This window comes from Rothia sp. HMSC075F09 (genome assembly GCF_001810515.1).
Lineage (GTDB): Bacteria > Actinomycetota > Actinomycetes > Actinomycetales > Micrococcaceae > Rothia.
Genome location: NZ_KV801780.1, coordinates 233,204 through 258,951 on the forward strand (window position 1 = coordinate 233,204; position 25,748 = coordinate 258,951).

General features: G+C 60.7%; 18 protein-coding genes and 1 tRNA gene. 2 read left to right on the top strand and 17 right to left on the bottom strand.

The genetic code is table 11. The features are described 5' to 3' along the window. Positions 1-11 precede the first annotated feature (11 nt). Positions 12-752 carry a DsbA family oxidoreductase gene (locus HMPREF2749_RS02855; protein WP_070593380.1) on the top strand — a complete coding sequence of 247 codons (741 nt, stop codon included), beginning with the start codon at positions 12-14 and terminating at the stop codon, positions 750-752. Positions 753-1,053: 301 nt separating this feature from the next. Beyond that, positions 1,054-1,632: an excalibur calcium-binding domain-containing protein gene (locus tag HMPREF2749_RS02860; RefSeq protein WP_049352363.1), complete on the top strand. Its 579-nt coding sequence runs from the start codon at positions 1,054-1,056 to the stop codon at positions 1,630-1,632. A gap of 96 nt (positions 1,633-1,728) precedes the next feature. On the opposite strand, the gene HMPREF2749_RS02865 is transcribed toward HMPREF2749_RS02860, so the two are convergent. The 17 genes from HMPREF2749_RS02865 to ileS all read right to left on the bottom strand — a co-directional run bounded on the left by HMPREF2749_RS02865 (position 1,729) and on the right by ileS (position 24,412). Next, a complete protein-coding gene (locus HMPREF2749_RS02865) occupies positions 1,729-2,001 on the bottom strand; it encodes a hypothetical protein (RefSeq protein WP_246823486.1) in 273 nt (90 codons plus the stop codon). Positions 2,002-2,047: 46 nt separating this feature from the next. Then, complete coding sequence (locus HMPREF2749_RS02870; protein ID WP_246823487.1) at positions 2,048-2,902, bottom strand: polysaccharide deacetylase family protein; 855 nt, start codon at positions 2,900-2,902, stop codon at positions 2,048-2,050. Between the two features lie 455 nt (positions 2,903-3,357). Next, a complete protein-coding gene (locus HMPREF2749_RS02875) occupies positions 3,358-4,758 on the bottom strand; it encodes a glutaminase (protein ID WP_070593382.1) in 1,401 nt (466 codons plus the stop codon). Positions 4,759-5,146: 388 nt separating this feature from the next. Next, a complete protein-coding gene (locus HMPREF2749_RS02880) occupies positions 5,147-6,121 on the bottom strand; it encodes a cation diffusion facilitator family transporter (protein WP_070593383.1) in 975 nt (324 codons plus the stop codon). A 112-nt stretch (positions 6,122-6,233) separates the two neighbouring features. Beyond that, positions 6,234-6,306: transfer RNA gene (locus HMPREF2749_RS02885), tRNA-Ala, on the bottom strand. A 189-nt stretch (positions 6,307-6,495) separates the two neighbouring features. Next, positions 6,496-6,933 (bottom strand): ribosome silencing factor, encoded by a 438-nt coding sequence (gene rsfS, locus HMPREF2749_RS02890; RefSeq protein ID WP_005505774.1) that lies wholly within the window; start codon positions 6,931-6,933, stop codon positions 6,496-6,498. A 66-nt stretch (positions 6,934-6,999) separates the two neighbouring features. Then, positions 7,000-8,049: a hypothetical protein gene (locus tag HMPREF2749_RS02895; protein WP_049356787.1), complete on the bottom strand. Its 1,050-nt coding sequence runs from the start codon at positions 8,047-8,049 to the stop codon at positions 7,000-7,002. Next, positions 8,042-8,791 carry a nicotinate-nucleotide adenylyltransferase gene (nadD, locus tag HMPREF2749_RS02900; RefSeq protein ID WP_049350106.1) on the bottom strand — a complete coding sequence of 250 codons (750 nt, stop codon included), beginning with the start codon at positions 8,789-8,791 and terminating at the stop codon, positions 8,042-8,044. The genes HMPREF2749_RS02895 and nadD overlap by 8 nt, the downstream gene beginning before the upstream one ends. A 365-nt stretch (positions 8,792-9,156) precedes the next feature. Beyond that, positions 9,157-10,764, bottom strand: coding sequence for a GTPase ObgE (obgE, locus tag HMPREF2749_RS02905; protein WP_070593384.1), 1,608 nt, complete (start codon positions 10,762-10,764; stop codon positions 9,157-9,159). Between the two features lie 194 nt (positions 10,765-10,958). Continuing rightward, entirely contained in the window at positions 10,959-11,216 is a 258-nt protein-coding gene (gene rpmA / locus HMPREF2749_RS02910; protein WP_005505766.1) for a 50S ribosomal protein L27, read from the bottom strand. 40 nt (positions 11,217-11,256) lie between these two features. Beyond that, on the bottom strand, positions 11,257-11,568 hold the full coding sequence (gene rplU / locus HMPREF2749_RS02915; RefSeq protein WP_005505764.1) for a 50S ribosomal protein L21: 312 nt from the start codon (positions 11,566-11,568) through the stop codon (positions 11,257-11,259). Positions 11,569-12,093: 525 nt separating this feature from the next. After that, the gene (locus HMPREF2749_RS02920) at positions 12,094-15,927 is read right to left on the bottom strand and encodes an Rne/Rng family ribonuclease (protein ID WP_070593385.1); all 3,834 of its coding nucleotides are present in this window, start codon (positions 15,925-15,927) and stop codon (positions 12,094-12,096) included. A 606-nt stretch (positions 15,928-16,533) separates the two neighbouring features. Further along, positions 16,534-16,773 (bottom strand): hypothetical protein, encoded by a 240-nt coding sequence (locus tag HMPREF2749_RS02930; RefSeq protein WP_005505761.1) that lies wholly within the window; start codon positions 16,771-16,773, stop codon positions 16,534-16,536. Between the two features lie 304 nt (positions 16,774-17,077). Next, positions 17,078-17,740, bottom strand: a complete 663-nt coding sequence (locus HMPREF2749_RS02935; RefSeq protein ID WP_060824691.1) for a vitamin K epoxide reductase family protein — start codon at positions 17,738-17,740, stop codon at positions 17,078-17,080. Between the two features lie 472 nt (positions 17,741-18,212). Continuing rightward, the gene (locus HMPREF2749_RS02940) at positions 18,213-18,890 is read right to left on the bottom strand and encodes a TenA family protein (RefSeq protein ID WP_049342062.1); all 678 of its coding nucleotides are present in this window, start codon (positions 18,888-18,890) and stop codon (positions 18,213-18,215) included. A gap of 386 nt (positions 18,891-19,276) precedes the next feature. Beyond that, the gene (locus tag HMPREF2749_RS02945) at positions 19,277-20,938 is read right to left on the bottom strand and encodes a bifunctional folylpolyglutamate synthase/dihydrofolate synthase (protein WP_070593386.1); all 1,662 of its coding nucleotides are present in this window, start codon (positions 20,936-20,938) and stop codon (positions 19,277-19,279) included. Between the two features lie 132 nt (positions 20,939-21,070). Then, on the bottom strand, positions 21,071-24,412 hold the full coding sequence (ileS, locus tag HMPREF2749_RS02950; RefSeq protein WP_070593387.1) for an isoleucine--tRNA ligase: 3,342 nt from the start codon (positions 24,410-24,412) through the stop codon (positions 21,071-21,073). Positions 24,413-25,748 lie beyond the last annotated feature (1,336 nt).

Consider the following 25,748-nt stretch of genomic DNA (forward strand, 5'->3'; position numbering starts at 1 on the left):
GAATAGACACCATGCGTATTGATATTTGGTCCGATATTGTGTGCCCCTTCTGCTACGTGGGCAAGCGTAACCTGGAGCTGGCGCTCGCCGAGTTTGAGCACCGTGACGAGGTTGAGGTGGTGTGGCATAGTTTTGAGCTGGACCCGTCGGCTACGGAGCATCCGGCAGGTTCGTTGCCTGAGATGATTGCTGGCAAGTATCAGATGCCGTTGGAGCAGGCGATTGCGAGCCAGGAGTCGATAGCGGAGCGTGCCCGCGAGGTGGGTTTGGATTTCAATTGGCGGCAGGCACGCTACGGTAACACGTTTGATGCGCACCGTGTGATTCATTATGCGGCGGAGCAGGGTTTGGCATCGGCGGCGCAGGAGGCGTTTAAGAAGGCGTACTTCACGCAGGGCCGTTCGGTGCAGGATCACGAGTCGATTCTGGATATCGCCTCTGAGATTGGTTTGGATACCGCCGAGGTTGAGGCGGTGTTGAAGAGCGACCGTTACGCGGTGGATGTGCGCGCTGATGAGCAGTTGGCGCACCAGCTGGGCATTAATGGTGTGCCGTTCTTCTTGATTGAGTCGAAGTGGGCGGTGAATGGTGCGCAGCCTGCGGAGGCGCTGGTGCAGGCGCTGCGTCAGGTGTGGGAGCAGACTCATCAGGTTGAGTTCCTGAACCCGCTGGCGGGCGCGGCTGGTGACGCAGCAGGTAACAATGCTGCGGAGGCGGGTCCGTCCTGCGATGTGAACGGCAACTGCTCCTAGCCTCAGCCCGGCTAGAGCTAGCGGTTCTGGCTAGAGCTGTCCCGGCGGGGACTACTCCCCTAGCTCTCCCCGGCTCATACAGCCCCAGATATGGCGAAGCAACAGATATAGCGAAGCCCCCTTGTGCCGGTTCTGTGCGAACCGGTGCGAGGGGGCTTTGCCATGCCCGCACACTGTGTCTTTCCTTGTCGGGCTCTTTGTGGGCGGCTCGATGTTGTCTGCGGGTGGGGCTGTTTTCCTTTACACTGGAGTGTGTGTTCTACGGTGAACACGCTTGTCCACTCACTTCTAAAGGAATATTGTGTTGAAAATTCACGCCGCGACCGCTGGTGTTCTTGCGGGTGCCCTGCTTCTGACCGGTTGCTCTTCGTCTGTTCGCGCTCCGAAGCCTGGGCCTTCTGCGTCATCGTCGACGTCTGTTTCTGCTAGCCCTTCGGTTTCAGCTACTCCTAGTTCTTCTCCGAGTGCGTCTGCGACTCCTTCGGAGTCTCCTACCCCGACGGTAACCCCGTCTCCGGTTCCGACTACTGAGGCTCCCGTGCAGGCACCGGCTACTGAGGCACCTTCCGCGGAGGCTCCGGCACCTCCAGTTTCTGAGGCACCCGCGCAACAGGCTGAGCCTGTTCAGCAGGCGCCGGTAGCTACGGAGGCGCCCGTCCAGCAGGCACCCGCGCAGGCTCCGGCGGCTGAGGCTCCCGCTCAGCAAGCTCCCGCGCAGCCGGTGCAGCAGGCTCCGGCGCAGTCGAGTGTTTATTACAAGAATTGTGATGCGGTACGTGCAGCTGGTGCGGCGCCGTTGCATCGTGGCGAGCCGGGTTACCGCCCCGGTCTTGATTCTGATGGTGACGGCGTGGCGTGCGAGCCGAAGAAGAAGCACTAAGTTTCAACCCCAGATATGGCGAAGCCCCCTCGCACTATTTCTAGTACGAGGGGGCTTCGTCATATCAGCCTCGTTCTGTCAGCTCAGCCGGTGAGGTTAGCGCGGCTGGTAGGCACGGGCACGCTCAGCACGAGCACGGCGCGCCTCCGCATCCTGCAGGACCGGCACCAGCATACGCACCACCTGGCCCATGCCACGCAGCACCAAATTCAGCCACAAACCCACAGACCACACCGCCGCCACACGCGGATGCCCCGTGCGCATCCACCGCACACCCAGAAAAGACAGCGAGTAATACAGCAGAAGCAGCAGCGACTCACGGAAGCGGTGCACCTGCCGAAGGATAGGGTTCTGAGGAAGCTTCATCATGCCTCCCAGTATACCCACCGGAACCCCTCGCCGGGGCTCCCCCGCACTACCCGTAATAGTCGCGAATCGTCACCGTCTTCAACCCGCGCCGATTCAACAACGCCCGAATACGGTCCAGCTCAGACACCACACCCCGATAATTCAAATGCCCAATCACAATATGCTGAGCCAACGCATACTTCTCCGCATAGGCATACACCTCAGCCGAAGAAATATTAGACGAATCCGCCAACGACCCGTACCACAGAACCGGGCGCGTAAAACCACACGAGGCCGCAGCCGCCAACACGCGCGCATCATAATACCCGTACGGCGGGCGGAAATACGGCTTCGAAGACACCCCAAACAGACGCCTAATCTCCTCATCATTACGGGTCAACTCCTGAACAATCTGCTCATCCGTCAGGCTCGTCAACGCCGCATGACTATACGTATGGTTCGCAATCTGCAACTGACCACTCTTCACCAGCGGCAACAACAGGTCACGATGCTGCCTAAACGCCGGGTACTGACCGTTGATAAAGAAGGTGAGGCGCGTGCCGGTACGGCGAGAAAACTCCGCGTAGGCGCGTACCACCTCCGGGTCGGCGCCGTCATCGACCGTCCACGCAATATACTTGCCCTCACCCGGTAGACCGGTCTGCGGGCCAGTCCAGGCGCGCGCTGCGGGAACCGGGTTCGACGAGGTCGCAGTCGCAGAATCGGTCTTAGATGCCGCGGCGGTCGGGGATGCAGTACCCGTTGCGGAGCCAGATGCGGAAGGGGTAGCCGCCGAGCTTGCCGAAGGGGTCGAAGAAGGGCTTGCCGAGGCGCTACCCGACGCACTACCGGACGGGCTGCTCGATGGGGTGTTCGACGGGGTGCAACCGGTGAGGCCAAGACCCAGCACTCCGAAGCTCACCGCGCCCAGACCAAAGGTACTAACGTGTCGTAAGAGTTCCCGTCGCCCCATGGAGGCGCGGGCAGAGGCACCCGCCACCGCCCGGTCAGCGGTGGGGTCAGTAATAGCGGATTGACGAGGAGCGATAGGTGTTTCTGAGTGTGGAACAGTGTTCATATTACGAGTGTATGATGAGACCACTGTTAGCTATCGAAAAATTCAAAATATTACTTAATGATTAACAACTGCGCTATTAAAGAACCTCTACGTACTTTCAGTCCACTCACTCACCGAAGACCACGCTCAGCGCACTAAGCTACCCCCGCCAGGCAATCCAGGTACAGCTACAGCGCAAGGTGCAGCTCTAGGTAAGCACAGCAAGGCCCCTCCCCCAGAACGCGTTCACAACGCGCCCTGGAAAGGGGCCTCAATATATAAGTTCACACAATCGTACAACCAAGTACGCGGCTAGAAACCTACTCGGATTCAGACGCTTCCGGCTGCTCCGCCTTAGCGGATTCCAACGCATTCAGCGCCTCCAGAGCTGCAGCCTCCGCCGCTTCTTCGGCGTCCGCCTCAGCCACACGCTCAGCATCCGACTCAGCAGAAGTCACCGCCGCCGGGTTCGTCAGAACCTTCACACCCATGCTGCGCAGCGCATCCGTGTTCGTAATCGTCTCGTCATTATCAATCAGGTACACCTTGTACCCGTCATTCCGCAGGCGACGCATCAGCTCCAGGAGCATGCTCTGAGCGACCTCATCCACCGCGTACACGCGCGTCACATCCAGGGCGACCTTGGAACCCTCCATCGGGGATTCCACAATCTCACGGATTACGCGCTCCACACCCGCAAAACGGATGCGGCCCTGCAACTGAATCAGGCGCATAGACTCATCGCCCGAACCGATCTGGTAGTTCGCGCGCAACGCCGAACGAGCCACGGTCGGCACGTTCATCACGTGCATGCCCATGTCATCCGAGAACTGTTCGAACAGCTCCACACCGCGCACACTGTTACCGTGACCGTCAAGGCGCGGCGAGAACGTCGCCACACCCAGCTGACCGGGCACCGCACCAATAATGCCGCCGCCCACGCCGCTCTTCGCCGGCACACCCACCTGGGTCGCCCAGTCACCCGCAGCGTTATACATACCGCACGTGAACATGACGCTCAGCACCTGACGCACCACAGTCTTAGGAACCACCTGCTCACCCGTCACCGGATGCACACCATAGTTCGCCAAAGTCGCCGCCATCAGCGCCAAATCCTTAACCGTCACCATCAGCGAGCACTGGCGGGTGTAACCCTGCACCGCCACGGTCGGGTCACCGGTCAGGATGCCGTGGCCGCGCAACATGTGCGCAATCGCGTAGTTACGGTGCGCGTGCTCCAGCTCAGACTCGTACACGCGCTCATTCACCGACAGGCGACGACCCGCAAACGCAGATAGACCAGAAATGACGCGCTCCATGCGCTCGCCCTGAGTCGCACCGGGAGGACCCACCAGCGAATGGGTAGTAATCGCACCCGCGTTAATCATCGGGTTCAGCGGTTTACCGGAGCCGTCCTCCAGGGACAGCTCATTGAACGGCTCACCGGAAGGCTCCACGCCCACCTTTGCAAGCACGTCATCATAGCCGCGGTCCGCGAGCGCCAGGGCGTACACGAACGGCTTAGAAATCGACTGGATCGTGAACTCCACATCGGAGTCACCGGCGGCGTACTGCTCACCGTCAACCATCGCAATAGACGCGGCGAGCTTGTCCGGGTCCACGGCGGCAAGTTCCGGAATATAGTTTGCCAACTCACCGGAGGTATCAGAAGCGACCGACTCGAGGGTCTCGGTCAGGTAAGTGGCAATAGGTGAATGCATAGTGTTCCGTATCTGCTGCTAATCGTGGTTGTTCTCGTCAAAAATCTATGGATGCGCCCGCCCGCTGTTCCGTTTCAGCTATTCCGTTTCAGCTGGGCTGAGGCGCTCATCGTTGCAGGCTACCGCGACTGCCAAACTAAAGAGCCAGCCAGCGGACCTGTCAAAGTGTGCGGGTGAGGAGCACCTTTTGCTCCCTAAAGAGTGTATCTTTTGCATAGTTGAGCCACCAAATATAACGGTCGCCTCTCCCCCGCTATCTCTGGTTCTGGTACCTGTTCTGGCTTGCTATTTCTGCTCTATCTACCGCGGCGGGCAGACCTGCCGGCGAAGCATGGGCAAAATCTACGCGAGGCAAAACCTACGCGAGGCAAAACCTACGCGAGCCAGCCTACGGGTGGCGAATCGAAGCCGGCTCACGACCACCCAGCTCGGCGGTCTCCAGCTGGAAGGTCGAGTGCTCAACCGACACCTCAAAATGGCTCGCCACACACGAACGGATATGGTCCAGAATCGTCACCGCAGACCCGTCATGGAAGCATGAATCGGCAACCACCACGTGCGCGGTCACCACTGGCAGACCGGTCGCCACCATCGAGGCGTGCACATCGTGCACCTCTACAACGCCGTCAACGCGCAGCATGTGCTCACGCATCGCGTCCAGGTCCAGGCCGTCCGGGGTAAACTCCATGAGCACCGCCGTGGTCTGCTTCATCAAACGTACTGCACGCGGCACAATCAGCGCCGCAATGAATAGACCCGCCAGGGCATCCGCCTGGTAGAAGCCGGTCAGCCAAATCACGATAGCCGCCACAATCACGCCCAGCGAGCCCAGGGCGTCATTGAGCACCTCCAGGAACGCGGCACGCATATTGAAGTTCGAGTTACGGCCCGAAGCCAGCACCGCAATACCAATAGCGTTCGCGACCAGGCCAACCACACCAAAGATCAGCAGTTCGGTACCGGGCACCTCCGGCGGAGCGAACAGGCGATGCACGCCCTCCACCGCCGTGTAGATACCCACCGCCAGCAGTAGCACTGACTGTCCGAGGGCGGCAAGCACCTCAATGCGGCGGAAACCCCATGTGCGGCGGGACGTCGCGGGCCGGGTCATCAGCGAAGCCGCCGTAAGCGCCACCAGCAGGCCCGAGGCATCCGCCAGGGCGTGCGCCGTATCAGTCAGCAGCGCAAGACTTCCCGTGACCAACGAACCAATCGCCTGCGCCAACACAATAACGACCGCCAAGCTAAACGCAATCAGCAGGCGCGGACGCATCAAGGCGGCGTCCTCCGGGCTCGGGGCATGCGAATGATCGTGGTGATGCCCGTGATGCCCGCCGTGGCCGTGATGTGCGTGCGCTCCCATGAGTGACTCCTCAACTATGAACTGTGTTGTTGACTATCGAGAGTTATCGGCAGATAGCAAAATCGCCCGATTCACAAGAACCGGGCGACAAGCTCCTCAACCGAGGAAAACGTGGAGATAAGGGGACTCGAACCCCTGACCCCCTGCATGCCATGCAGGTGCGCTACCAGCTGCGCCATATCCCCATATTCAGTTAGTGACCTCAACGAGGCAACATGAATATATTACACACACCACGGACAGCGATGCAAACCAGCGCACCCAAAAATCCAAAAAGTTCCCGGCGGGTAAGCCAAAGGCTAAGCAAGAAGGGCGGACCCCGCGGCACCATACAGCGCCAGCAGAGCCCACCCCTCATCAGCTAAAAATCAAGCTTACGCCTCATCCTGAGCGGGAATGATGCGCGCAGCATCTTCCTCAGTCTCACCCTCAATGTCGAAGGGAGCCTCGTTCTCAACCCCCAGCTCAATACGCGGGGCCTCAGCCCACAGACGATCCAGAGCGTAGAACTCGCGGTCCTCCTCATGCTGAACATGCACGACAATATCGCCGAAGTCCAGCAGAATCCAACGACCCGAGGAACGACCCTCACGGCGGACCGGCTTCAGGTCAGCCTGCTCACGCAGAGCGTCCTCAACCTCATCCGCAACAGCGTTCACGAGGCGCTCATTGTGGGCAGAAACCACCAGGAAGCCATCAATCAGACCCATCGCGTCGGATGCATCCACAGCGAACAGGTTCGTTCCCTGCTTCTCCTCCGCAGCGCGGGCGGCAATGCGCAGAGCCTCAATCGAGGACTGTGCAGCAGTCATATTTTCCTTCCTTGCCGGCAGAACACCCGCCGGCAGCACCCGCAACAGGGGTGCATTGTTCACGGCCTACTTAGGGCCAAAAATCATAATCAGACCAACAACGACCAGGGCAAGCAGCAGCACAATCCACAGCCACGCCAGGGAGGTCTTCTGCGCAGGTTGCAGAACCTCTTCAGCCTTCTCAACAGCGCTCTCAGAAGCAGACTCTTCCTCAGCTTCCTCCGGAGCCTCAGCAGAAGCAGCCGAAGCAGACTTCGACTCAGCCGACTTAGACTCTTCATCCTCAGAGTCCTCTTCAGACTCTTCGGCAGTCTCCTCAACCAGTGCCTCTTCGGGATCCTGACGATCCACCATGCGCTGCAGCAGCTCCTCAACCTCATCCGGGCTCAGAGCAACAGTCGGGTCGCCGTCCACCGAATCTACGGTATCCCCTGCGGAGGCGCTATCCAACACGCTCAGGTCAAGACCCTGCGCGTTCACTGCGCTCACGCGGGTGGGCAGTTCGTCAGCAGACTCTTCAACCTCAGCAACCTCAACGGTCTCTTCCTCAACGGAAGCGACCTCGGTCTGCTCAGCCTCAACGTCAGAGCTGTCCAGCTCCTCAACCTTCGGCTCATCGCGCACCAGGTACTGGTGCAGCTCGGGTTCCGGCTTCTCCTCCTTGACCACGGCAATGACAGGGATTGAAGAAGTCATCGGGTTATCCACCGCGGAGGGGCTGGTCGCATCCACACGGTTCTGCGCGATCTCTTCGGGACGCAGAATACGCAGGCTACTGGTCAGAGGAGCAGGCTCGTGCAGCTTCTCCTCATCGTTCGCCTCAGTGTCAATCTTGCCCTGCGCCGCCAGCGCCGCAAAACGACGCTGAACAGCCAGAACCTGCGGGTCAATAGCGTCCGCATGAATCACGGAGCCCATATTCGCAACAGGCTTCGCGGGCTCACCGCGGCGGGCTGCACGCAGGTACTCGGCAACTTCTTCACGGTAGCGGGCAAGACGGCGCGGACCCATCACCTTAGTAGGCGGCGGCACCTCAATGCCGTCCTCGGTCACGTACGTCTCGTAGAGGTACGCTTCGTCCTCGCTATAGGGCTTCGAACCCGTAGCTTCACTCATGTGTTCCCTCATTATTCGTCGATTGGGGTGCCTGCCCAGACTCATCTTTCACGTGAGGCAAGCCGTCACGGTACGCCGTCAAAGCGTCCTTCTTGTACAGGCCGTACTTAGCAATGTACTGCACCACACCATCGGGCACCAGGTACCAGATGGGGGCATCTTCAGCTGCGCGGCGACGAATATCGGTCGAAGAGATCGCCATCGCAGGAATCTTCAGGGTCGTAATATGACGACCCTCTGCCAGCGGCGGATCCAGATCGTGATCGGGGCGGGTCACACCCACAAAAGTCGCCAAATCCCACAGCTTATGGGCATTGCGCCAGGTCATAATCTGGCTAATCGCGTCCGCGCCGGTAATGAAGAACAGGTCAGCATCCGGGCGCAGGGCGCGCAGCTCGTTAAGCGTATCAAAGGTGTAGGTGGCGCCGCCACGGTCAATATCAATACGGCTCACCGTAAAACGCGGGTTCGACGCGGTCGCAATCACCGTCATCAGGTAGCGATGCTCAGCGTCGCTCACGTGCCGCTCCCCCACCTTCTGCCAGGGCTGACCGGTCGGAACGAACACGACCTCGTCCAGGTCGAACACGGCGGCAACTTCACTAGCTGCCACCAGGTGTCCGTGGTGAATCGGGTCGAAGGTTCCACCCATCACGCCCAGACGCACCCGACCGGGAATGCGCGGGGGAATCGACTCGGTGCTCGGAGCACCAAAATCAAGGTGAACAGACTGGTCAGTCACAAATGCCGTCCTTGCTGGGGACAGAGACCGCACCACGGCAGCTAAAAAGCCACTACAGGCGCGGATGCGGGCAGGTACACAGAAGGCACGCAACACCGAAAACGGTGCCCGCGTACATTCCCCTCTATGCTACCTGCTTACGGTCAAAAAAACCGAAATGACGGGGGGTGAGCTAAGCCGCCAGTGGAATACCCAGCCAGCACGCCCGACCACAGGTTCACCCGCATGTTCCAACACACACATCCGGCGCGAGAGACAACCGCACAGCACACAAGAAAGTGCCGCGCACCGGGGCAAACCCCGGTGCGCGGCACCATTCACTGTCTAGGCAACAGCTGTCTAGGCAACAGCTAACGCTTCAGCTATTAGTCCTCGACGTTCGGCATGTCGATATTCTCGTCGACCTTGCCTTCCTTCAGCTTCTTGCGGTACTCAACCGACTCGGTCCACACGCCTGCAGCGCGCTCGGACTCCAGCTCGGCACGAGCCTCCGCCTTCGCGTCCATACGCTCCTTGTACTCCACACGCTTCTGCGCACGAGTCGGGCGAATGATCTCTTCCAGACGAGCGTCCGTACCACGCGGGGAGGACAGCAGCTCAGCGCCACCGACCATGGTCGGCTCCCAATCGAAGATCACCGAGTTGTCGTTCTCACCAATCACCACGGCGTCACCGGCACGAGCACCAGCCTTAAACAGCTCATCCTCAACACCCAGGCGCGCCAGGCGGTCCGCCAGGTAGCCGACAGCCTCATCATTATTGAAGTCAGTCTGCTGAATCCAACGCTCAGGCTTCTCACCAATCACGCGGAATAGCGGCTCAAGGTTACGCTCCTCGCGGCGAATAGTGAACTCCTGCTTCTTCTTACCGCGGAAGCCCTTCGGACGAACCACGGGAGCCTCAACAACCACGCGCTCCGCTTCCTTCTCGGCAGCGGCACGAGCCACGCGGTCCTCCTCCACGAGCTTTGCCATCGCAAAGATCAGGGACTTCAGACCCTCATGGGAAGCAGTCGAAATCTCGAAGACCTTGAAGCCCATCTCCTCAAACTCGGGGCGAACAAACTCAGCCAGCTCACGAGCCTCAGGAACGTCAATCTTATTGAGCACCACAATCTGCGGACGCTCATGCAGCGGCACGGTCACACCCGCAGTCGGGTCAACCTCATAGTTCTGCAGCTCGCCGCGGATCACCTCAAAGTCACTAATCGGGTCGCGGCCCGGCTCCAAAGTAGCGCAGTCAATCACATGCACAAGAGCCGAAGAACGCTCCACATGGCGCAGGAAGCGGTGACCCAGACCGCGGCCCTCCGAAGCGCCCTCAATCAGACCCGGAACATCCGCGACGGTGTAGCGAACATCGCCCGCCTGCACCACACCCAGGTTCGGAATCAAAGTGGTGAACGGGTAGTCAGCAATCTTCGGACGCGCCGCAGAAATCGCAGCAATCAACGAAGACTTACCCGCCGACGGGTAACCCACCAGAGCCACATCCGCAATGGACTTGAGCTCCAGAACAATATCAGCCTCTTCACCGGGGGTGCCCAACAGAGCAAAACCGGGAGCCTTACGCTTAGCCGAAGCCAACGCAGCATTACCCAGACCGCCCATACCGCCACGCGCAGCAACATACTCGTCGCCCACACGCAGCAGGTCAGCCAAAACATTACCCTCGCGGTCCTTCACCACAGTACCCTGCGGCACGGTCAGAACCAGGTCCTCACCGTTATAGCCGTGGTGCATATCGCCACGACCAATATCGCCATTCGGGGCGTGCTGGTGCGGGCTGTGGTGGTACTCCAGCAGGGTCGTGGTCTGGTTATCTACGCGCAGAATCACCGCGCCACCATTACCACCGTTACCGCCGTTAGGGCCGCCCAGGGGCTTAAACTTTTCACGTCGCACGGAGACGCAGCCGTTACCTCCGCGACCGCCAGATACATGCAAGACCACGCGGTCCACGAATTCTGCCACGGGTTCTCCTTATCTTGGAAAATCTTCACTTCGCCACCGCACGGCACACACCAATCATGCTGCGGATGCGGCGGCAGGCGCGACCGGGTTGGGGTGCGCCTCATCGTGGAGCCCAGCACGGGCGTCCACGGCATTCGAGGTCATAGCGAGAGGGGGTAGACTAACGCCTACCCCCTCTGCCCTAGCGGTGAGTATTACTCAGCTGCTGCCAGGATGTTAACGACCTTGCGGCCCTTGCGGGTACCGAATTCGACGGTGCCTGCTGCCAGAGCGAACAGGGTGTCGTCGCCACCGCGGCCAACGTTCAGGCCGGGGTGGAAGTGGGTGCCGCGCTGGCGAACGAGAATCTCGCCTGCGTTGACGGACTGGCCGCCGTAGCGCTTAACACCGAGGTACTGGGGGTTCGAGTCACGGCCGTTACGGGTGGAGCTTGCGCCCTTCTTGTGTGCCATTCTGTATTCCTACCTTAGGGTTGAATTCCGGTCGTTTCGATTACGCGTTGATAGCGGTAATCTTGACGGTGGTCAGCTCGGCGCGGAAGCCCTGACGCTTCTTGTAACCGGTCTTGTTCTTGTACTTCTGAATAACGATCTTCGGACCGCGCAGGTCCTCAACCTTCTCAGCAACAACCTTGGCGGAAGCCAGGGACTTTGCGTCAGCGGTGACCTTGTCACCGTCGACGAGCAGCAGCACGGGCAGCTCGATGGTGCTGCCGGGCTCGCCTGCAACACGGTCAAGGGTAACGAGGTCGCCTACGGAAACCTTCTCCTGGCGGCCGCCAGCGCGTACAATCGCGTATGCCACTATGGGACTCACTTTTCTCGACAACTTGCTTCTTGAATCTCACACGAATGAGCAGCCTGCGCTTTCATTGCTGTGCGCCCTCCCCCGCCAGTCGAATGACCGCGAACAAGGAGGAACGGCCCGTGCGTTCCGGCGGGATTGCCCGCCGAAGCCAACACGCGAGGCTCACCGGTGGTGTCTCTCTCCCGCACGTTCCAACTCAGCCGAATACTCGACCGCGCCGAAGACGATGCGGGTGGGAGCGGTGTCTCCCGCTGGCCCTGCGTCGATAGGGCTTCACTGAGATAAACACCAGTCCTTAAGGATACGGCATGATCTACGCGCCGCGCAATAGATAATTTTGCGGATTATCCGCAGACACCACGTGATGCTCCTCTAATACTGCACCGCACTCTTAGTAGCGCCTTTAAAATGACGCAGCACACGCACAGAAAAAATAGCCTCGGTAGGGAAGTTCCGGCTCGCCCTACCGAGGCTATCTCATATACACACACCATCGGAATTCCGATGATCGGAAGCTAAAGACTAATCGTCCTTACCTTCACGCTTAATGTCGGCAGCAGCAACGCCAATGCCGAACAAGACAGGAGCCGAAGCGTCATCAGCCACCGGAGCCACATCCGCAACAGAAGCGGAAGCAACCACGGAACCCTCAGCACGCTCGGAAGCATCCACGGTCACGACCTGAGCACCGGCACCAGCGCTCGAAGCCGCACGGCGAGTGCGACGCTTACGCGGGGTCGAACCGGGCACCTGAGCCGCAGGCTTCTGGGCTTCCTCAACCGGAGCCTCAACCACTGCGGGAGCTGCGCCCACCACACCGGTCACAGCCGGAGCACCAATCACGCCGGTCACAACCGGGCGAGACTCAGACTTCTCAATCTTATCAGCCTTTGCGGGTGCCTGCTCGGATGCCACGCTCTGCTCAGCTGCCTTCTCGGCGCGCTTCTCATCAGCGGCGCGACGAGCACGGCGGCGGGACGCACGCGGGGTCTCACGAACATCCTCAATGCGCAGGTCCTCACGCTCAACACGCTTGGACTCCTGAGCCTTCTGCACACCCGAGTTTACCTCAGCGGAGGTTGCCTCAGCGTTCTGCTGCTCACGGTCCTGGCGCTTCGCCGCACAATCCTCACGGTTCGAACGGAACGACTCGCCCTCGGCACGGGCAATACGGCCAGCCTTCTGAGAAGCACGAGCCTTCGCCTCACCGGCGCGAATCGCCTCGAAACGATCCGAAGAGCGGCTAAAGCGCGGGTCGAGCTCCGGGTCAACGTGGTGCTCGTCCTCCAGCGCACCCGCGCCGGAATCCTCCACAGCGGCGATATCCGCATCGGTCAGCTCGCGGCGCTTACGGTTACGAGAAGACTTCTTCTCGCCACGCTTGGACGAACGACGCTCCTCAGAACGATCCTGATCAGAACGGCCCTCAGCAGAGTCCTTCGAGGAATCCTCAGCGGACTCCTCCTCCACGCGGTCGAACGCGCTTGCCAGCTGTTCCAGGGAGAAACCGCCCTGCTCACCGATCCAGTTGCCCTCGGTGACCTCAGCGACCTTGTCCTCACGCTGAGCAACCTCCGCGTGGGCCTGCTCGCTGGCAGCCTCGGCAATACCCTGAATCTCCTGCTCAAGCGAAAGCTCAGCGGTCTCCGCGCGGCGCGAACGCTTGCGGCGCTTACGCTTCTTGCGGGTCGAAGTGGTCTCCTCCGAAGCCTCATCAGCCTGGGCGGATGCGGCAGCCACCGCAGCCATAGCGTTACGGCGCTCAGCCTTCTTCGACTCCAGAGCATCCTGCTTCTGCTGGTCACGAGAATCCTCGCGGGCAGCGGCACGGCTACGCTTACGGTCATTACGCTCATGGCGGTGGACGTAATCCGACGCGCCACCGCTACGACCGCTCAGCGGCTGATCGTGAACCACCAGGCCACGGCCGGCACACTGCTCGCAGGGCTCCGAGAAGACCTCAAGCAGACCGGTACCCAGGCGCTTACGGGTCATCTGAACCAGACCCAGCGAAGTCACCTCAGCCACCTGATGCTTGGTACGGTCACGGCCCAGGCACTCAATCAGGCGACGCAGAACCAGGTCACGGTTCGACTCAAGCACCATGTCAATGAAGTCAATGACGATAATGCCGCCAATATCGCGCAGACGCAGCTGACGGACAATCTCCTCAGCAGCTTCCAGGTTGTTCTTGGTGACAGTCTCTTCCAGGTTGCCGCCGCTACCGGTGAACTTACCGGTGTTCACGTCCACCACAGTCATGGCTTCGGTGCGGTCAATCACCAGCGAACCACCCGAAGGCAGGTACACCTTACGGTCCAGTGCCTTCGCCAGCTGCTCGTTAATGCGGTAGTGATCGAAGAGGTCGTCGTCGCCGTCCCACTGCTGCAGGCGGGAGACCAGGTCCGGCGCCACGTACGTCACGTACGCCTCGATGGAATCCCAGGCGTTCTCGCCCTGAACGATCATCGCGGTGAAGTCCTCGTTGAAGACGTCACGTACGGTCTTAATCATCAGGTCAGGCTCCTGGTAGAGCATCTCCGGAGCCAGCACCTTACGGGAGTTAGCCTTCTCCTGGATCTCTTCCCACTGCGCACGCAGACGGTTAATGTCGTGGGTCAGCTCCTCCTCAGAAGCACCCTCCGCCGCGGTACGAACGATTACGCCAGCACCCTCGGGCAGCTTGTCCTTCAGAATCTTCTTCAGACGAGCACGCTCAGTGTCGGGCAGCTTACGGGAAATACCGGTCATCGAACCACCCGGCACGTACACCAGGAAGCGGCCGGGCAGGGAAACCTGGCTGGTCAGGCGGGCACCCTTGTGACCAATCGGGTCCTTAGTGACCTGCACCAGAACCGAATCGCCGGGCTTCAGGGCGTTCTCAATCTTGCGGGGTGCACCGTCCAGACCGGTGACATCCCAGTTGACCTCGCCCGCGTACAGCACAGCGTTGCGACCGCGTCCAATGTCAACGAACGCAGCTTCCATGGACGGCAGAACGTTCTGAACCTTACCCAGGTACACGTTGCCAATCAGGGAATCCTGCTGGGTCTTAGACACGAAGTGCTCAGCCAGCACGCCGTCCTCAAGCACACCAATCTGGATGCGGCCGTCCTTCTGACGAACCAGCATCTGACGGTCCACGGACTCGCGGCGAGCCAGGAACTCAGCCTCGGTCACGATGTGGCGGCGGCGACCCAGGGAACGGGACTCGCGGCGGCGCACACGCTTCGCCTCCAGGCGGGTAGAACCGCGCACACCGGTCACAGTGTTGGATGCGTGAGAGTCAGCCAGGCGCGGTGCACGCACCTTGGTGACGGTCTCAACCTCATCATCAACGCCGCCCTCAATCTCAATATCTTCGGTACCGCGGCGACGGCGACGGCGACGGTGGCTCGTCACCTCAGCCTCAGCGGCAGCCTCCTCGCGGCGGCGCTCCATGCGCTCCTTACGCTTCTGTTCCTCGGCAGCGGCGCGGCGTGCTTCACGCTCCAGCTTGGCGGCAACAGCAAGCTCGCTCAGCTCCTCCGGCTCGGGCGCCATGAACAGCGGCATCGCACCCATCGGGGTACGCGAGCGCAGCTCCTGCAGCTTTTCGCGCTGCAGATCGCTAATGGTCTTTACCGGCTCAGCCGGTTCCTCGGACTCCTCAGCAGACTCTTCTGCGGCGGGTGCCTCGAGTGCAGCTTCTTCGGTTGCGGATTCCTCAGCAACTGCAGCAGCCTCGGCGGGCTGCTCAGCGGCAGCCTCTTCAGCCTTCTGCTCAGTATCTTCAGCAACAGGAGCTTCAACGGCAGCCTCGGTCTTCTCAGCTTCCTCAGCCTTTGCGGGGGTTACGACCTCAACCTTGGCGGTCTCTTCCTTCACCTCAACGGCAGACTCGGCAGTGGGCTCAGCCACCTTCTTCTCAGCAACCGGCTCAGCAGACTCAGCGGCAGGGGCAACAACTTCCTCCACCTTCGCGGTCTTCTCAACGGTCTCGACCTTAGCGGCCTTCTCCACGACAGCAGGCTCAGCAGCCTTCTTCTCAGCAGCCTCAAACAGGCTATCGAGGGTAGAAGCGACCTCGGTCTCAGACGTAGCGGGAGCGGCAACCTTCGGTGCCGGCGCGTGCTTAGCCTTAGCGTTACGCAGGTTGGTCAGGCCAGCAGCAATCGCCTCATCCAGGGGAACCTCAGGAGCCTTCTCCTTCTTCGGGCGACCCGGACGGCGGCGCTCAATACCCTGCTGGGCGTCAGAGCTCTCACGAACATTCTTACGCAGAGTTTCACGGGTCTCTGCAGAGGCGTTCTTCTCCTCCGCGAGGGCGTTCAGCGCCTCAAAAACCCCAAGTTCGACGTTCTTCTCGTCAGACATTAATCTTCTTTCGTTACACCCTGCTCCGCACCGCAAGGATTTTAACAGCGCGCATACAGCGCAAAGCCTAGTTGCTGTCACCGCGGCTCAAGCCTCACCCTACGGTGCGCGTTCATCGGCGCTACCGGGCACTATCTCGTTCAGTGCTTCTGCCGTAGGGGGCGAGCGGGCGGAACGCAGAGCGCGCCGCGACGGTCACAGCCACCTCGCTCTCGAGCACGGCACGCTCACACCCTTCCTGGGTGCCCTGCCGGTCTTCGGGTTTCTTCGCCGAGGCGGGCGGCCCGCGCGGTGCGACAGTTATGCTCCGCGGCTTATAGCCGGCGCTCTTCGGGTACTCTCCCTCGATGCGTTGGTGGGGATCTTTATGCGCGTGCGGGGCGCACAAGACACCGTGTTCCATTATACCCGGTAGAGAGTACCTCTAAGCCACCCCACCCATCCTATCTGGGCTCCACCTCCCGGCAGGATGCGCGGGCACATTACTACGGGCACCTTGCAGCAGGCACATTGCTGCGAGCACGCTGCGGCGGGCGCATGGCGGGTACAGCAAAGCCGGGCATGCCACTACGCACCACCCGGCTTCAAAAACTTTCAGAGGAGGGACTAGTCCAGACCCAGCTCCGCATCGCGCGCCTCACGAGCCTGCTGAGCAAGCTTCGGGTCGGTCGGCAGGTACTCCGGACCGGAACCGGTCGCAAACGGAACACCCAGAATGAAAACAAACGGAGAAACCACCAGCAGAATCACCCACAGCAGCGAGAAGTGACCGGCGGTCAGCAACAGCAGGGCAGTCAGAAAAATAACGGCAGCAGCGCCCATTGCGGCAATTCCGGCAGTCTTCACGGGTCTCCTCGAAGGGGTATCAAGAATCTAGTGTCCAGCAGAACGGCAGGCAGGTAACGCCGCAGGTGAACCCCGCGGACGGCTCCGACTGATGCCGCTCAAGAATATACCTGACCATTATACGCACCCGCGCCGCCTCCCCGCTGACCGCCACCGGCAAAGTCACCGGCACCCCCCCCCACTACCCGGCGCCTCAGCCCGGCGCCTCAGCCCGGCGCAACCTCACCCGCCCGCAGATACAGCAACGCCCCGGCACCAACAGGCACTGGGGCGTTGCATGTTCGGGGCATCAGCCCTCAAATGCTTAGCGCATCATATTCACAATGACCTCAAAGAAGCGGATCACGATGATGCCGAAAATCAGGATCAGCCACAGGCTAATCGCAAACCACGACCAGCCGCGCGCGCTCTCACGCATCGACTGCGACGCCGGAATAACACCCGCCGAAATATTGCGGACCGTGGTCTTCACAAAAAGCGTGATGGTCATAACCCACACGATCATGCAGAACAGGCACAGGGCGTTGATCTGGAACGTCGTCTGGTACCACAGCCACATAATGAATGCGGTCGCCGCCGCCAAACCAATGTTCATGCACACCCAGAACCACTTCTTAAACTGTGCGCCCGCCATAATCGCGGCACCGATAGTCACCACAATCGAAAAGCCCACCAGACCAATGAACGGGTTCGGGAAGCCGAAAGCTTCCGCCTGCGGGGTGCGCATCACCGTGCCGCAGCTGAGCAGGGCGTTGATATCGCAGACCGTGGAGTGGCCGGCATCAATGTAAATCTGCAGGCGCTCGTACACCAGAATCGCTGAAGAAATGAGTGCGATTAGGCCGGCGCCAACCAACCAGAATCCGAGCTGTCGGTCTGAGTAGCTGCCCGGGGTTCCCGCGTGCCCGTGCTGCGCTTCTTTTTCAGCGCGGGTGGGCTCGGTAGTACTCGATGCGGCGGTACTCATACGACTCCTTTAGATAGTGTTTTACGGTGGTACTGTCCCAGCAGCACCGTCTTAAGCTCTGTAGTGTTGAGGGGCGCAGCAACCGTCAAAGCGGCAGACGCCGGGGACGGTTGAGGAGGTACCGGTTAGGTTCCTCAAGGGTGCGCCTCACCTCGTGCAGTAGCGGGTACGTACCGGCGCGGCATAGCCAGCACCCCGGAAGCAGTACCCCATTTATCCTAGCCTCTCACATTGCTCAATAGCACGCCATTAGCTTCTACATTTACTATATGACGCCTCAAATCATGCAAATAGGCGCATTTTTGTGACGTACCTTAAACACAAAAGCCCCGGAAGGAGCCCGCAACGTAGCGGCGGGCGGGACCTTCCGGGGCATGGTGCGCATGTTTTCTATGGCATTCGCCTTATCGACGCGCGGCGGCTCCCACGGCAACTACCGTGGAGCGCACAGACGGCACGTGAGGGCAGTGCGTTAGGGCAGCGGGTGGGTGTACGACTCGTCAAAGAACTGCTGCTCCAGCTCCACCGCGCGGCTAAAGAACTCGCGGGCAGCCTGCGCATCCGACGGGCCCACACGGTCCAGTTCACGGCGCAGGAAATCAACCAGTTCACGGAACTCCGGGTAGTCGTGCAGGGTAATCCACTCGTGGTGCACAAAAGAATCGGGGCGCTTGGCGGGAGCCTTAGACGCCCAATCCAGGTACAGGCCCTCGCAAACCATCAGCACCGACAGAATCGCCGCGTAGCTGCCGCTTGCCGCAGCGTCGAGGAAGAGGCGCTTGAAGCCGGTGGTCGCCTCCGTATCGGGCATGGATTCACGCTGATGCTCGGTCACGCCCAGAGTCTCAAAACAACGCAGGAAGTAGGTGTTCTCGTCACCGGCAATTTCGCCCGCGAACTGTGCCAGGCGCAGGCGGCCCGCAAGAGTGTCAGCGTTGGCGATAGCGCCACCAATCAGGGCGAGGAACGTGTCCAGGAAGCGGTAGTCCTGCACCAGGTACCCCGCCATGACCTGCGGGGCAATCGAGCCGTCAAAAAGCTCAGCAACAAAGCGGTGATTCGTGGCAGAAAGCCAGGTGGCGAGGTTCTCCTGGCGTAGGGACTCGGTGAACGAATCGGTGCCGATCAAATCGGTGAAGGGTGCGGGCATGATGGGTGCCTTTCGCTATGTGGCATACCGTCGCTGGTATGCGTATGTGTGCGGGTGTGTTGGTGCGGCCTCAGGCGTTGGGGCCGGCGCCTCAGCGAATATAGCACCGTGACGCCAAGGCGTGCCCGGTTTTGCGCCCCCGGTGCCCACAATTTTTCGTTATTTTCGATTTATGGGTGGGTGGAGGCGGAAGATACCGGTTGCACTCGGGCGATTGGGGTTAGGTGAGAGCCCATGGGAACACGTGAGAAATCATGCGTTCGAGTGGGAGCACGAGGGCAGAGGCGCGAAAAGGCGGGGCACAAAAAACGGGGCGCCGCTCCCCCAGCCGGTAAAACCAACTAGGGGGCGGCACCCCGCCTTCTCATCAATAACCTCAGTGGGCTTTATTCGTCTTCGGAATCATCGTCACCGAAGAAATCATCGGTGTACGAGTCACCCAGCGGCAGACCCAGCGAATCCTCCAGCGAAGAACCCGCCGCAGACTCGCCACCCAGCTCAGCCATGATGCCGTCCAGCAGCTCATCCGGCTCAGCAGAGGCAGCCGCAGCCGCCGCGGCAGCCAGAGTCGAAGCCGACGCCGCACCCGCAGAACCCGCATAAGCGCCCTCGGCGGGCAGCTCATCCGGTAGCTCCTCAGCCTCAGCGCCGGGGGTCTTCGCCTGCTCATGCGCAGCCAGCAGGGTACGCGCCTCACCGATGACCGTAATCGAACCGGTAATCAGCACGCCCGCCGACTCCTGCTCGAAGAGGGCGTTCTCCATGGCGGTGGCAATCGCCTCGTCCAGGTGCTCGAACACCTCAATCGAGTCTTCGTCCAGACCAGCGTCCAGGGCGAGCTCGTGCAGGCGCTCCGGGGCAATCGCACGTGGCGAATCCGACGCCGCCAGATACAGGCGGAACGTACCGTCCGAAGCGTCAACATACTCTTCGCGCATGGTCTCAAACATGCCCAGCGCATCCTTCTCACCCAGGATGCCAACCACCGCGTGCAGGTGCGAAAGCTTGAACGCCTCAGTCAGCGCAGCCGCGGAAGCACGCACACCGTGCGGGTTGTGGCCCGCGTCCAGGATGGTCAGCGGCTCGGTGCGTACAACCTCCAGACGACCCGGCGAACGCACCGTCTCAAACGCGGTACGCACCACGTCCTCGGGCAGCTGACGCTGACCGCCGAAGAACGCCTCCACGGCGGCAAGAGCCACCACGGCGTTCTGCGCCTGATGCGCACCGTGCAGGGACAGCGGCACATCCGGGTACTCGCCCGCCAGACCGCGCAGGGTCAGCAGCTGACCGCCGACCGCAAGCTCACGGGAGACAACGCCGAACTCCACGCCCTCAAAGGCGAAGGATGCTTCCTTCTCGCGGGCGGAGGCGAGCAGCACGTCCGCCGCTTCCGGGTCCTGTGCCGCAGAAATCAGGAAGCCGCCGGGCTTGATAATGCCGGACTTTTCGGTCGCGATCTCGGCGAGGGTTTCGCCGAGCATATCGGTGTGGTCCAGACCGATCGGGGTGACCACGGAAACCACGCCGTCGGCAACGTTCGTGGAGTCCCAGGTGCCGCCGATACCGACCTCGAGCACCACCACGTCTACCGGCTCATCCGCGAAAATCGCGAAGGCGAGCACGGTAACGGACTCGAAGAAGGTCAGCGCGGGCTCGCCGCGGGAGGTCATCTCTGCGTCCACAATCTGCAGGTAGGGGGCGATTTCATCCCAAATGCGCACGAAGGTGGCGTCCGGTACGGGTGCACCGTTAATGCAGATACGCTCGGTGACGCTTTCGAGGTGCGGGCTGGTAAAGCGGCCCACGCGCAGATCGTGGCCGAGCAGCAGCGCCTCAATCATGCGGGCGGTGCTGGTCTTGCCGTTCGTGCCGGTGATGTGGATGACCGGCGCGGCACGGTGCACGTCGCCGAGGATTTCGACGGCGCGCGCCACGGCGTCCAGGCGCGGCGCCATCTTGTTTTCGGGTGCTCGCGCCAGCAGTTCACCGTAGACCCGCTCCACGCCCTCGGGGTCGGGAATTGCGGGGTAATTCTTCTCGCTCATTGTTCTCCTCACTGGGATAGCCGGCCGGTGCCGGCGGGGGCCCACCGTGCGGCGGGATAACCGTGCGGCGGGATAGACGACGGGCCGCCCCGCCCAATCAAGGGGGCGGGACGGCCGTACGGTTCAGGCGTTTTATGCCTTGGCTACGCTAATGCTCAGCTCGGCTGCTTCGCTCAGCTGCAGGGACACGGCGAGGGTCTCGCCGGTCACCAGTGCCTCGTTGGCGCGCAGAGCTGCCAGAGTTTCCTCCGGTGCCGCGATGCTCAGGTTGATGCGGTCCGCAACGTTCAGGTCGGCGTCCTTACGTGCCTGCTGAATAGCGCGGATGGTGTCTCGGGCGATACCCTCGGCAACCAGCTCGTCGGTCAGCTCAATGTTGAGGACCAGGAAGCCGCCGGGCAGAACCGCAGCCGCAGTGTGCTCAGCACCCTCAGCGTCAGCGGCAACCACGGTTGCCAGCTCGTATTCGCCCTCTTCCAGAGCCAGGCCGCCGTCCAGAGCTGCCACGCCGACCAGGACGGTACCGTCCTCGGTCACGGTCCAGTCACCGGACTTGGATGCCTTAATGGCAACCTGCACCTGCTTGCCCAGGCGCGGACCTGCCGCACGTGCGTTGACCTTCAGCTGCTGGGAGATGCCGTAGTCGGCGGGGTCGACGGTGTCGGCGCTGACCAGCTCCACCTGGCGCAGGTTCAGCTCGTCCTCGACGATGTTCGCGAAGTACTCCGCGCCCTTCTCACCGAAAGCGGTGCCCAGGGCTGCGAACTGCTCGGGTGCAATCGCCACGGTCATCTTCTGCAGCGGCTGGCGCACGCGGATCTTCTTTTCCTTGCGCAGTGCCGAACCGGCGGAGCAGACCTCACGCACGGTCTGCATGAGAGCCAGCAGGTCAGACTCGTCAGCGAAAGCGGATGCCTCGGGCCAGTCAGCCAGGTGCACGGAGCGTTCACCGGTGAGGCCGCGGTAGATTTCCTCGCTGCTGAGCGGCAGCAGGGACGCGGCAACCTTCGACACGGTCACCAGTGCGGTGTAGAGGGTGTCGAATGCGTCGGTGTCTTCGTTGAAGAAGCGCTCGCGGGAGCGGCGCACGTACCAGTTGGTCAGTGCGTCAGCGTACTGGCGCAGGGATTCGCAGGCGTTCCAGATGTCGTAGGAGTCCATCGCTGCGGTGACCTGCTCGATGAGTTCGCGGGTCTTGCCGAGGATGAAGCGGTCCATCACGTGCTGCGAGTCGTACTTGAGCTTTGCGCTGTAGCCTTCGCCGTTGTTGGCGGCGTTAGCGTACAGGGCGAAGAAGTGGTAGACGTTCCACAGCGGCAGCATGACCTGGCGTACACCCTCGCGGATGCCCTGCTCGGTCACGATCAGGTTGCCGCCGCGCAGGATCGGGGAGGACATCAGGAACCAACGCATCGCGTCGGAGCCGTCGCGGTCGAGGACCTCGGAGACGTCCGGGTAGTTACGCAGGGACTTGGACATCTTCTGACCGTCCGAGCCGAGCACAATACCGTGGCTGATGACGTTCTTGAACGCGGGGCGGTCGAAGAGCGCGGTCGCCAGTACGTGCAGCACGTAGAACCAGCCGCGGGTCTGACCGATGTACTCGACGATGAAATCTGCCGGGTAGTGGTTCTCGAACCATTCCTGGTTCTCGAAGGGGTAGTGCACCTGTGCGTAGGGCATGGAGCCGGAGTCGAACCAGACGTCGAGCACGTCTTCCACGCGGCGCATGGTGGACTTACCGGTCGGGTCGTCCGGGTTCGGGCGGGTCAGCTCGTCAATGTACGGGCGGTGCAGGTCGGGTTCGCCATCCTTGTTCAGGGGCAGTCGGCCGAAGTCTGCCTTGAGCTCTTCGAGGGAGCCGTACACGTCCATGCGCGGGTAGTTCGGGTCGTCCGAAACCCACACGGGAATCGGGGAGCCCCAGAAGCGGTTACGGGAGATGGACCAGTCGCGTGCGTTCTCAACCCACTTGCCGAACTGGCCGTACTTCACGTTTTCGGGGATCCAGTTGATCTGCTTGTTCAGCTCGTACATGCGGTCCTTGAAGTCGGTGACCTTCACGTACCAGGAGGTGATTGCACGGTAGATGAGCGGGGTGCGGCAGCGCCAGCAGTGCGGGTAGGAGTGCACGTAGGACTTCTCACGAATCAGCACGTCATCTGCCTTGAGGGCGTTGATAATGGTGCGGTTCGCGTCGAATGCCTGCACGCCTGCAATCTCAGCCAGGGCGGTGGTGCCGGAGGCGGTGGGCTCGGCGAAGAGGTTCAGGAACTTTGCGCCTTCGTCGAGGGAGAGAATCACGGGGATGCCGTAGCCTTCACAGACCTTCTGGTCGTCTTCGCCGTAGGCGGGTGCCTGGTGGACGATGCCGGTACCGTCACCGGTGGTGACGTAGTCGGCGACGAGGATCTGCCAGGAGGTTTCGGTGCCCCACTTTTCGGTGTCTGCGAAGTAGTCCCACAGCGGGGTGTAGCGTACGTGCTCGAGCTGGGAGCCGGTGTAGCGTGCGGTGACGGCTGCGGCTGCGTCCTTTTCGGGCTGGTCGCCTTCGTAGCCGAGATCCTTGGCGTAGGAGCCGAGCAGGTCGGAGGCAATCAGGAAGGAGCGGCCCTCAAACTTGCCCGCGCCGGGCACGACGGAGTATTCAATCTCGGGTCCAACGGCGAGCGCCTGGTTGGTGGGCAGGGTCCAGGGGGTGGTGGTCCATGCGAGTGCTTCGACGCCGTCGAGTTCTGCGGCGACCTTCTCGTCAGCACCGAGGGCGGTGTCTGCGGTGAGGCGGAATGCGACGGTGACGGTCTGATCCTGGCGGTCCTTGTACACGTCGTCGTCCATGCGCAGCTCGTGGTTGGAGAGGGGGGTCTCGTCCTTCCAGCAGTAGGGCAGCACGCGGAAGCCCTGGTAGGTCAGGCCCTTGTCGTAGAGGCGCTTGAACGCCCAGATGACGGACTCCATGTACTCGACGTTCAGGGTCTTGTAGTCGTTTTCGAAGTCGACCCAGCGTGCCTGGCGGGTGACGTACTTTTCCCACTCGTTGGTGTACTTGAGCACGGATGCGCGGGCAGCGTCGTTGAAGTTGTCGATGCCCATTTCGAGGATTTCGCGCTTGTCGGTCATGCCGAGCTGCTTCATTGCCTCGAGTTCTGCGGGCAGGCCGTGGGTGTCCCAGCCGAAGCGGCGTTCTACCTTGTGGCCGCGCTGAGTCTGGTAGCGTGCGACGAGGTCCTTGGCGTAGCCGGTGAGCAGGTGGCCGTAGTGGGGCAGGCCGTTAGCGAAGGGAGGGCCGTCGTAGAAGACGAATTCGTTTTCGCCGTTTTCGCCTGCGGGGCGGTTCTCGACGGATGCGGAGAAGGTGTTGTCCTTCTTCCAGTAGTCGAGGACTGCCTCTTCGAGTGCGGGGAACTTGGGCGATGCGGTGACGCCGCTTCCTGCGGCTTCGAAGGCGCTCGCCTTGGGGTAAACATGGGACATGTGTTTGTGCGCCCTTATCTGTTGTTCTCAACGCTGAGAGGTTGGGGCGACAGGGTACGTAGCACTCGTCGTCCCACCGTTTCAGCGGGTGAGGATTGACATGACGGGTGCAAGGACGCCTGGGCATCGCTGACTTGCCCGGGTTGTGCCGGGGGTCGGGATGCGGCGCGGTACCACCTTGCTTACTGATTTAACAGCTCAACGCACCGAACCCTCCCGGGGCTACGTGGCGTCGCGGTGTATGTCCGCGATACCTAGCCACCGGAAGAGCGGCGCGTTGGGCGGGTATCAGTCGCTTATTACAGCTATATCGGGCTTAACCGTCCGGTTCTACTGGGACTACATCTCTTCCGCTAAGACACCCTCGCCGCAGCGATTGGCGGGTGCCCGCAGGTGCGGTCCGTTCTTCCGAATTGCTCGCCGGTGATGGCCGGGTCGTTGCAAACACTAATAGTTTATGTGGCTTTTGTGTCTGTATGCAACCCCGCGGGGTGTGGGTTTGAACAGTACTTTTCAGATGCACCAACACTGGGGGTACAAAACAGAATGGTTCTTCGTTCGGCGATATTTAGAGCAAGTAGGGGGTTTAAGGGGTCTTGCCTCACCCCACACTCGGGCGTGTTTAAGGATGTATGTTTTTACATTCCCCCAGTGTTGCTTTAAGTGGGTTTCGATTTTTTCAAGGGAGCCTGCGGGATTAGTGTCGGTACAACCACAAGATATGGGGTGAACACCGATGTAATTCCACTAGATATTCACCTCTGCAAGTTTTCATCCCCTCAGTATTCCGTGTGGGAACCGGTTTTTCCGGATGGTTCAGCAATGCATAGCGGGTGAATAGAGTGCATATTTGGGGATTGCCGAGCGGGTTTCCCCTTATTGAATCGGGTATTTCTTCTGGACTATTGAAGACCTCCTTACGGTCAGAAGATTAAACTAAACACCCTCCTCTCCCCCGCCTTTTGGAAATACTGAGGCGCAGCTCTTTTATTTTTCAAGTCATAAATATGACCGAAATCACTTAGCTCGACATGCGCGCAACCCCCTCGCCAAGTAGTCGCCTCCATCACATAACTCCTCACCAGCAGGGGGCAGCCGTAATACTTTACAGTGATTGATATCTTGAATGCCCCATAGGCTCTCAGGGATTACTAAGGTGCTTTTTCGTGCATTTTGAGTTCAAAATAGTCTAAAATGAATCGTGCAACACATCAATGATGATTCGATAGTATTACCTACCCTCTCACTGGGGTGTGAACATAGCAGTCCCAAAGATGAGTTCACCAGTACCCCTCGCCCACGGCGTGAGGTACACCCGAGGTCACTTCCGGACAGG